Origin of the sequence: Algibacter sp. (assembly GCF_049667265.1) — a bacterium.
Lineage (GTDB): Bacteria > Bacteroidota > Bacteroidia > Flavobacteriales > Flavobacteriaceae > Algibacter_B.
In genome coordinates this window covers 1-9,085 of sequence record NZ_JBATHX010000111.1, presented here as the reverse complement: position 1 = coordinate 9,085, position 9,085 = coordinate 1, and the positions used below count along the sequence as shown (strand labels likewise).

The window sequence follows — 9,085 nt, the reverse complement described above, 5'->3', positions numbered from 1 at the left end:
GCAACAGCACTAAAATTTTCAATGAAATATGTTTATGGTTTGGATAGTGGCGATGTATTTTGGGCAGCAAGTGATGTTGGTTGGGTTGTAGGACATAGTTATATAGTTTACGGCCCTTTATTAAACAGAAATACCACCGTTCTTTTTGAAGGAAAACCAATTAGAACACCAGATGCATCAACATTTTGGCGTGTTATTGAAGAGTATAAAGTAAAAGTGATGTTTACCGCGCCCACAGCTATTAGAGCCATTAAAAAAGAAGATCCTAATGGCACATTTCTTAAGCAATATGATTTATCACATTTAAAATATCAGTTTTTAGCTGGCGAACGTTGCGATGCTGCGACATTAAAATGGACAGAGCAAATGCTTAAAGTTCCAGTAATAGATCATTGGTGGCAAACAGAAAGTGGGTGGCCTATGTTAGCAAATATGGCTGGTGTAGAATTAGCGACAGTTAAACCAGGTTCTGCTACATTTCCAGTATGCGGTTATAATATCCAAATTATGAGTAATGAAGGTGAAATTGTTCCCAATGGAACTGAAGGTTTTGTGGTTGTAAAACTGCCATTACCTCCAGGGAATTTAATAAATATTTGGGGCAATCCAGAGCGTTTTGAAGCTGGCTATTTAAACCGTTTTCCCGGCTATTATTTTTCAGGCGATGGTGGTTATAAAGATAAAGATGGCTATGTTTATATCACAGGTCGTGTTGATGATGTAATCAATGTGGCAGGACACAGATTATCAACTGCTGAAATGGAAGAGGTGGTTGCTTCACACAGTTCGGTAGCAGAGTGTGCGGTAATAGGTATTAATGACGATTTAAAAGGTCAAATACCATTAGCATTAGCAGTTGCGAAATTAGAAAATAAATTAGCGGAATCTGTTATTCAAACTGAAGTTGTAAAAGATGTTCGAAAAGCTATTGGGCCTGTAGCAGCTCTAAAACAGGTAATTTTAGTTAAAAGATTACCAAAAACAAGATCTGGTAAAATTCTTCGTAAATTGTTACGAAGTATTGCAGATCAAGAGGCTTATAAAATACCTTCAACCATTGATGATCCATCAATTATTACCGAAATAGAAAACACGTTTAAATCACATAAAGTAGGAAAGTACTAAAACATAAATTAACTAATTATGAGTAATTATCACATTAAACATTTAGAAGAGTATTATCAAGTTTATAGAAAATCTGTTAGAAATCCAGAAGCCTTCTGGGAAGAAATCGCCGAAGAGCATTTTCTTTGGAGAAAGAAGTGGGACAATGTTTTAAGTTGGGATTTTTCAAAACCAGAAGTCAAGTGGTTTGAGGGCGCTCAATTAAATATTACAGAAAACTGTATAGATAGACATTTAACAACAAGAGGCGAAAAAACGGCCATTTTATTTGAACCTAACGACCCAAAAGATCCAGCAGAACATATAACCTATAATCAATTACATAAGCGAGTCAACCAATTTGCTAATGTTTTAAAAGAACAAGGCATTAAAAAAGGAGATCGTGTTTGTATTTATTTACCTATGATTCCTGAATTAGCCATTTCTGTTTTAGCATGTGCAAGAATAGGAGCCATTCATTCGGTGGTTTTTGCAGGGTTTTCTTCAACAGCATTATCAACCAGAATTAATGATAGCGATTGTAAAATGGTATTAACTAGCGATGGCTCATACAGGGGAGCAAAAACGATAGATTTAAAAGGCATTGTTGATGAAGCTTTGGAAAGTTGCCCTGGTGTAAAAACGGTTTTAGTTGCAAAACGAATTAACACAGATATTAATATGGTATCTGGTCGTGACCAATGGTTACAACCACTTTTAGATAATGCTTCAGATGTTTGTGAAGCCGAAATAATGAATGCGGAAGATCCATTGTTTATACTGTACACTTCAGGCTCTACAGGAAAACCAAAAGGGATGGTGCATACTACAGCTGGTTATATGGTTTATACCGCTTATACTTTTAAAAATGTTTTTCAATACAGAGAGCATGATGTGTATTGGTGTACTGCCGATATAGGATGGATTACAGGACATAGTTATATCGTGTATGGCCCGTTAGTAAATGGTGCAACAACGGTTATGTTTGAAGGCGTGCCAAGTTACCCAGATTTTGGGCGATTTTGGGAAATTGTTGAAAAACATAAAGTCAATCAGTTTTATACAGCGCCAACCGCCATTCGTGCACTAGCAAAACAAGGCACAGCGTTAGTTGAAAAATACGATTTATCATCGCTTAAAGTGTTAGGTTCTGTAGGTGAACCCATAAATGAAGAAGCATGGCATTGGTATAACGATAATGTTGGTAAAAAGAATAGCCCAATAGTAGATACCTGGTGGCAAACCGAAACAGGAGGGATTATGATTTCTCCAATTCCGTATGCTACACCTACTAAACCAACCTATGCAACCTTGCCTTTTATTGGTATTCAGCCAACTTTAATGGACGAAAACGGAAAAGAACTTAAAGGTAATCAAGTGGATGGTCGATTATGTATTAAGTTCCCTTGGCCTTCCATGGCAAGAACCATTTGGGGAAATCACCAACGTTATAAAGACACCTATTTTTCGGCCTATGAAAACATGTATTTCACAGGAGATGGTGCCTTAAGAGATGAGGTTGGCTATTACAGAATTACAGGTCGAGTAGATGATGTTATTATTGTTTCAGGTCATAATTTAGGAACCGCACCAATTGAAGATGCTGTTAACGAGCACCCAGCAGTTGCAGAATCTGCTATTGTTGGATTCCCACACGATGTTAAAGGAAGTGCGTTATACGGTTATGTAACTCTAAAAGATACAGGTGAAAGTAGAGACCAAAATAATCTAAGAAAAGAGATTAATCAGATTATTACAGAACATATTGGGCCAATAGCCAAATTAGATAAAATTCAATTTACTAACGGGTTGCCTAAAACACGTTCAGGAAAAATAATGCGACGTATTTTACGTAAAATTGCACATAAAGACACCAGTAATTTAGGTGATACAAGTACATTATTAAATCCAGAAGTTGTTCAGGAAATTATAGATAATGCATTGTAGAATTTGTGCACCTGCCTGCCGGCAGGCAGGTTGCCACAAGGGTCGGGCTTTCGGCAGTCGCTTCCCGATGAAAAATCGGGAGAGCTTCAACAAATGCCGCAATCCCTAATGCGTAAACAAAAAAAAGCAACCTTAATGGTTGCTTTTTTTTGTTTACAAATGTTTATAGTTTTGAATTAAAAAGGGAACTTTCGTTTTCGTCATTATTCGATTAGTTTGTTATGTAATATGTAAGCCAAATAATAAAAGGATTTGTTTTACAATAAACCAATTCTATTATTCGATCGTAATAAATCATCAAGTGTTAATCGGGTGTTACGCTTCTTTAAAACTGAAATGAGTTTCACGAATAATACAGCGGTAATATAAGCATCACCAGAAGCTGTATGCCGGTCGTGTTGAGGAATGTTAAAACGCTCTGACAAATGGTCTAAACTAAAATGAACTTTAGTGGTGTCAAGTTTTGTTTTGTTAAACAAATGCCCAGTATCTAGCACTTTGTTTTTTAGTTTTGGTAAATCTAAACGCTTTAAAGCTTGGTTTATCATGGCCACATCAAAAGCGGCATGATGAGCCACTAAAACAGCATTTTCAATATGTTCTAAAAATTGAATAACAGCCTCTTGCTCATTAAGTTTTATGTTAATTCCTTCTTTTAGTAAGCCATGAATTTTAACGGTTTCAGAATTAAACAATTCTTGTTTCACATAACACTCAAAACTATCAGATACTTTAATAACACTATCAAAAACGGCAATAGTTCCAATAGAAAGTATGCGGTCTTTTTTAATGTCCAGTCCTGTTGTTTCAGTATCAAAAACCACAAAACGAATCGTGTCTAAATCTTTGGTTTGCTTAGATTTAAAATGTGTTATGTATTGATTCCAAAAGTCTGGATATGTCTTCTTTTTAAACCAATTCATAATTAGAGAAATTGCGAAAGTTTAAATCGTGTTTGTATTAGGTCTTGAATATCTTTAACCGCTTTAAAGCAGTTTTTTAATTCCAACCGATTTGCTTTACTTAAGGTTTCTAAATCTATAAAACGCCCAGAATCATTATGAAGTAAACCCTGTTCTGTTCTAAAGCGAAGTAGTTTTTTAAAGGCATTACGGCATGCAAAATAAACATCTTTATTTTGTGGTTCTAGTTCAGCAAGTTTCTCATAACGCGTTATGGTATTGCTATGTGTTTTTGTGTTTTTAGAAAGTATTAATAACCGTGCCGCATCAACCAAAGGCATCATGGCTCGTGCTTTAATATCAAATTGGTCTTTATGTGCTCCATCCTGTTCTACTAAAAATTGTCTAAAGAAACTCAATGGAGGTGGGTTTTTTAAGGCATTTAATCCTAAGTAATTTAAAAAGATATCTCTAGAATCAATAGACTCAAAAATACTTTCAGCCATCATGTTTACTAAATTAATATCACCATACACGTATTCAAAATCAAAGAAAATAGTACAGAGCATTAAGTTGTCTTGATCTGGTTTGGTAATCCATGTTTTAAATTGCTCATTCCATTTAGAAACCGATAAACACCATTTTGGGTTGCTGCCCATCATGTCTGCAGGACAAAGCTCAAAACCTACGATGTTTAAACCATGGTTTATTTTTTTTGAAAGCTCTAAAAAATAGGTCTGTGTTTTTTCATAATCACTTTCATTAACATTGTTGAAAACTAAGGCGTTATCTTGATCTGTGAGTAACAATTGCTCTTCGCGCCCTTGACTGCCAATGGCTAACCACGAAAATGTAGTTGGTGGAGCTTCTGGCATTTCAGCAATAGCCAAATCAATAATACGCTGTGTAATACTTTCATTTACTAACGCTATTATTTTAGTAGCAAATGTGATGGGGATTTGTTGTTTTATATAGCGTTTTAGAACTTGATGTGCGCGTTCTCGAATGTGTTTTAATTGTTCTGCTGTTTTAGCGCGCTTAACTTCTTTAACTAAAACGGAAGCATTGTTTTCTCGAATAACTACAATATCATGTTCAGATAAAAGGCCTTTTAATTCTGAGTTAGGCGTGCCATCTTTTGTAATACACAAATGCGTAATTCTATTTTTAATCATAGCAATTTGCGCCTCTGCAACTGTTATGTTTTCTGGATAAGTAATAACTGGCGACGACATAATTTTTGTTACAGATTCATCAATAGAAACAAGGCCGGTAGCAATTTTAGTTCGTAAATCTTTATCTGTAATAATACCTATGGGCATATTATTTTTTGCGATAATTATGGAACCAACCCGTTTGTTGGTCATAATTTGAGCCGCGTCTTTAATACTTGTTTGTTGATTACAATGAACTGGATTTTTCGAATAATCAGCAGATTGTTCTTCAAAAAAATCTTGGATAGGTTCAGTCTGGTTTTTGTGCTGTAACGGGTTAGACTCAATGTAACTAATATTGGCAGCAAAACTAGACATTAAAAAAGCGCTAGCTTCAGCGTTGGTAGTTATATAATCTTCAAATAATTCAGAAGAAATACTATATACAATACTTTCTTCAATAGCCTTCGCACTTAGTTTGTATTCACCCTTTCTCATAAGGGCGCGTAAGCCAAAAATATCACCCACATCACATTCATCTACTAAAGCCAGAGTTTCTTCTCGAAATAAACCAATAGCGCCATCTTTAACTACGTAAAATTGGTTGTCTATGGGGTCTCCGGCAATAAATAAATCAGTATCTTTTTCTAAATAATGGATATCAATAGCCTTACAAATTTCAAGCAATTGCGCGCTTGTTAACATGCTAAAAGGCGGAAAAGCCTTAAGAAAATCATAGATTCGTTCTTCAATAGTATTCATTATAGCAATTTAATAAAAAAGCTACTCTATATCTATGAGTTACGTCATTTTTTACAAGACTATATTTAAGGCTAATTGTGTGCTTTAAACTAGTTTAAAATCCAAAAGCAATTCGCCTTCAACATAAGCTTGTAAATGGTCGCCTTTAACGTTTTGTCCGGCGCCATTTGCTGGTGTTCCAGTAAAAATTAAATCACCAGGTTTCAAAGTCATGTATTTAGAAACAAAAGCAATAATTTCAGAAAAATTGTAAATCATATCTGTAGTATTTGCAGGGTTTTCTGCAACGGCGTTATCAACTAGATTAAATGATAGCGATTGCAAATTGGTAATTACCAGCGATGGCTCTTACAGAGGGGCCAAAACAATTGATTTAAAAGGCATTATTGATGAAGCTTTGGAAAGTTGTGAGGGTGTAAAAACGGTTTTAGTCGCTAAGCGAATCAATTCTGAAATTAAAATGAAAGCAGGTCGCGATAAATGGTTGCAGCCACTTTTAGATAACGCTTCCACAGTATGCGAAGCAGAAATTATGAATGCAGAAGATCCGTTGTTTATTTTATATACGTCAGGTTCTACAGGTATGCCAAAAGGGATGGTGCATACTACGGCTGGCTATATGGTTTTTACCGCATATACGTTTAAAAACGTGTTTCAATATAAAGAAAATGATGTGTATTGGTGTACTGCCGATATTGGATGGATTACAGGCCATAGTTATATTGTTTACGGGTCTTTAGCTAATGGAGCCACAAAGGTTATGTTTGAGGGTGTGCCAAGTTACATAGATTTTGGGCGGTTTTGGCAGATTGTTGAAAAGCATGAAGTAAGCCAATTTTATACCGCACCAACAGCCATTCGTGCATTAGCAAAACAAGGCACAGAACTGGTAGAAAAATACGATCTATCATCACTCAAAGTATTAGGTTCTGTTGGCGAGCCTATAAATGAAGAAACGTGGCATTGGTATAATGATAACGTTGGTAAAAAACAAAGACCAATAATCGATTCTTGGTGGCAAACAGAAACAGGAGGTATTATGATTAGTCCAATTCCTTATGTTACACCGACAAAACCTACGTATGCAACCTTACCATTTATAGGGATTCAACCCGCACTAATGGATGAAAATGGAGATGAATTAAAAGGCAATCAAGTGGAAGGTAGGCTGTGTATTAAGTTCCCGTGGCCAAGTATAGCAAGAACTATTTGGGGTAACCACCAACGTTATAAAGACACGTATTTTTTAGCTTTTGAAAATAAATATTTTACGGGAGATGGTGCTTTGCGCGATGAAGTTGGGTATTATAGAATCACCGGTAGAGTAGATGATGTAATTATCGTGTCTGGACATAATCTAGGAACCGCACCCTTTGAAGATGCTATTAACGAGCATCCAGCAGTATCAGAATCTGCAATTGTTGGTTTTCCACATGATGTAAAAGGGAGTGCACTTTACGGCTATGTTACTTTAAAAGATACAGGAGAATCTAGAGATCAGAATAACCTGCGTAAAGAAATAAACCAGATTATAACAGAGCATATTGGACCTATAGCTAAGTTGGATAAAATTCAATTTACATGTGGCTTACCAAAAACACCTTCCGGAAAAATTATGCGTCGTATATTAAGAAAAATAGCCCATAAAGACACCAGTAATTTAGGAGATACAAGTACGCTTTTAAATCCTGAGGTAGTTCAAGATATTATGGATAATGCACTGTGATTAAAATGTTAAATATTTTTCATGCATAAGCTACAATAAACCAAATACTTTTGTATTTGGTTTTTTTATCATTAAATATAAGCTATTGATATAACATATTATATCCGTCGATATTACCTTTATAATCGTTTAAATACAAGCCATTGCTTTTCTATGTGTATACCGTCATGAAGGTATATGTTTAATTAACGCAACGTTAATGAGTTCTTTATTGTATATTGAAATAACTAACCAACGCGATAAACTTGATTAACAATAGAAAAACGCCATTGTTTGATTCAACGAAATTTAGCATAGAAATTGCTGAAATTCTACAAAATCGTATCGTTAAAACTCATAAATTTAAGTCGATTAAAAATTTCCCTATAGTGTTGGGTAAGCAAGCCATGTATATTTTAAACTGGCAAAAGTCGCAATTGGAATATTCGCGCGGTATTCTAGAAATGTTAGGATATACAAAAGATGAGTTTAGCATGCAAATGGCTTTAACATGGATTCATGCAGATGATATCGATGTGATTAATCGGATCCTAAAAGGCGTTGTAAATTTTGCAATTAATAATAATGTAAGCGCACAAAAGCAATATTTAAACGTCACCTTCCGGTTATTAAAAAAGGATGGAACTTATTTAAGGGTCATGCGGCAGTCTTTACCGTATCAAACAGGTGAAGATGGGATATTAATTACGCATTTATCGGTTTTAACCGATATTTCGTTCATGAAAACCAGTACTAATTTGGTAGAATGGGAGCTTTATGCTGGTAAAATAGATGTAACTCCTTTCAAAAAAAGTATTTATCACGAATTCAACAATTTTTTCACACCCAGAGAGTTAGAAATTATTCACCTTATTAAAACTAGCTTTACTAATAACAAAATTGCAAGTCAGCTATTTATAAGTACCCATACTGTTGTAGCTCACCGCAAAAACATCCTTAAAAAAAGTAACTGCCATAACTCTAAAGAACTGTTAGAATTTTGTGAATTAAATGGTATTACCTAGTAAAAAAAATACGGGATTTAACAATTTACCGTCATCACGCTATATTATTCCTAGTGCTTTATTCCTAAATTGTACTTTATCAATTTAATTTCCCTATCAATTAAATAATTCTTATAAAGCCGTATTCCTGTATTTTATAAACAGGTTTTCAAAAGTAATACGGTTTCGTTTAAGCCTCGTCTTAAAGTGCACTACTTATTAGCACCCTAAATGTATCATTAAATTTAATACGTATTGTTTTGCCAATTGTATAACTAACAATGGTGACAATATTTTTTATGTTTTGGTTATTAATGCGATTAACTAAAACCAACCAACCATGAAAAATTTTAAAAAATTAATTATTGTAGTTTTTGCTATTTTAATGCTAATTGTTATTAAGCAATTAAATTTTTTCGAAACAGAGCAGCATTTTAGTAATGATGAAATTATTCTGACTGATATAGAAAATAATCAGCCGGTAATTGAGAATCTACAAGATGAAAG

General features: G+C 34.5%; 6 protein-coding genes and 1 pseudogene. 4 read left to right on the top strand and 3 right to left on the bottom strand.

Features of this window, described 5'->3' with window-relative positions; genetic code table 11:
* Together WBN21_RS03960 and acs (WBN21_RS03955) are read left to right on the top strand one after the other, a co-directional pair.
* A partial coding sequence (locus tag WBN21_RS03960; RefSeq protein ID WP_424197998.1) for an AMP-binding protein occupies window positions 1–1,125 on the top strand: 1,125 nt, incomplete at its 5' end.
* Between the two features lie 18 nt (window positions 1,126–1,143).
* Complete coding sequence (gene acs, locus WBN21_RS03955) at window positions 1,144–3,051, top strand: acetate--CoA ligase (RefSeq protein ID WP_424197997.1); 1,908 nt, start codon at window positions 1,144–1,146, stop codon at window positions 3,049–3,051.
* A 257-nt stretch (window positions 3,052–3,308) separates the two neighbouring features.
* On the opposite strand, the gene WBN21_RS03950 is transcribed toward acs (WBN21_RS03955), so the two are convergent.
* The 3 genes from WBN21_RS03950 to WBN21_RS03940 all read right to left on the bottom strand — a co-directional run bounded on the left by WBN21_RS03950 (window position 3,309) and on the right by WBN21_RS03940 (window position 6,193).
* The gene (locus tag WBN21_RS03950; RefSeq protein ID WP_424197996.1) at window positions 3,309–3,974 is read right to left on the bottom strand and encodes a 3'-5' exonuclease; all 666 of its coding nucleotides are present in this window, start codon (window positions 3,972–3,974) and stop codon (window positions 3,309–3,311) included.
* 2 nt (window positions 3,975–3,976) lie between these two features.
* Window positions 3,977–5,869: a DUF294 nucleotidyltransferase-like domain-containing protein gene (locus WBN21_RS03945; protein ID WP_424197995.1), complete on the bottom strand. Its 1,893-nt coding sequence runs from the start codon at window positions 5,867–5,869 to the stop codon at window positions 3,977–3,979.
* Between the two features lie 84 nt (window positions 5,870–5,953).
* Window positions 5,954–6,193, bottom strand: coding sequence for a fumarylacetoacetate hydrolase family protein (locus tag WBN21_RS03940; protein ID WP_424197994.1), 240 nt, complete (start codon window positions 6,191–6,193; stop codon window positions 5,954–5,956).
* Here WBN21_RS03940 and acs (WBN21_RS03935) point away from each other — a divergent pair.
* Window positions 6,123–7,595 (top strand): annotated as a pseudogene (gene acs, locus WBN21_RS03935) (acetate--CoA ligase); the annotation flags it as partial. The gene WBN21_RS03940 and the pseudogene acs (WBN21_RS03935) overlap by 71 nt on opposite strands.
* Window positions 7,596–7,963: 368 nt before the next feature.
* Window positions 7,964–8,599: a LuxR C-terminal-related transcriptional regulator gene (locus WBN21_RS03930; RefSeq protein ID WP_424197993.1), complete on the top strand. Its 636-nt coding sequence runs from the start codon at window positions 7,964–7,966 to the stop codon at window positions 8,597–8,599.
* The last annotated feature ends 486 nt before the right edge of the window (window positions 8,600–9,085 follow it).

Excerpts from the sequence above, each read along its gene's own strand:
- WBN21_RS03945 (WP_424197995.1), bottom strand. The coding sequence starts at position 5,869 with ATGAATACTATTGAAGAACGAATCTATGATTTTCTTAAGGCTTTTCCG.
- acs (WP_424197997.1), top strand. The coding sequence starts at position 1,144 with ATGAGTAATTATCACATTAAACATTTAGAAGAGTATTATCAAGTTTAT.
- WBN21_RS03950 (WP_424197996.1), bottom strand. The coding sequence starts at position 3,974 with ATGAATTGGTTTAAAAAGAAGACATATCCAGACTTTTGGAATCAATAC.